The sequence below is a fragment of the Nesterenkonia sp. K-15-9-6 genome (assembly GCF_052656005.1).
Genome location: NZ_JBQYEY010000062.1, coordinates 1 through 814, shown reverse-complemented (window position 1 = coordinate 814; position 814 = coordinate 1). Strand labels below are relative to the sequence as shown.

The window sequence follows — 814 nt, the reverse complement described above, 5'->3', positions numbered from 1 at the left end:
CGCCGGCAGCTGAAGTGGTCGGCTCGTCGGATCCATCTGCACCTGATCACCGGCGGGATCGACCCGCTGCCCCAGCAGCATGGGCTGGCCACCGGCGAGATCCACCCGCCGGTGCGGATCAGCCTGCGCACCGTGGGCCGGTGGCTGGCGCGACGGGGGATCTCCCGGCTCCGGGATCTCACCCCGAACGGGGAGAACCTGCGCACCACACCGTCGGTGATCGAGGCCGAGCATCCCGGGGCCATGGTGCATCTGGATGTCAAGAAGGTCGGCACCATCCCCGACGGAGGCGGGCACAAGATCCACGGCCGGGGCAGCAGCAAAGCCAAGGCCTCCAAACGCGGCTCCGGGGCCAGAGTCGGCTATACCTATCTGCACTCGGCCGTCGACGGGTACACCCGCCTGGCCTACACCGAGGCGCTGGCTGACGAGCAGCAGACGACCACCGCGGGATTCTTCCACCGGGCCAGGGCCTTCTACGCCGCTCACGGCATCAGCATCGATCGGGTCATCACTGACAACGGCAACAACTACCGCTCCGCGCTGTTCCACCAGACAGTGACCGGGCTGGGTCATCGACATCAGCGGATCAGGCCCTACACCCCGAAGCACAACGGCAAAGTCGAACGCTACAACCGGCTGATGGTCGACGAGATCCTCTACACCCGGGCCTACGATTCCGAACAGGCTCGCCGACAGGCCCTGCAGGTCTGGGTCAACCACTACAACTATCATCGGCCCCATACCTCCTGCGGCGATCAGCCCCCGGCCGCACTTGCCCCGGCGACTATCAACAACGTCATGCCCTCCTACA

At 66.2% G+C, this 814-nt stretch carries 1 protein-coding gene; it reads left to right on the top strand.

All coding sequences use genetic code 11. The features are described 5' to 3' along the window. Positions 1 to 814, top strand: an 814-nt coding sequence (locus SD455_RS16615; RefSeq protein WP_445508746.1) for an IS481 family transposase, incomplete at both ends; no start/stop codon positions are given.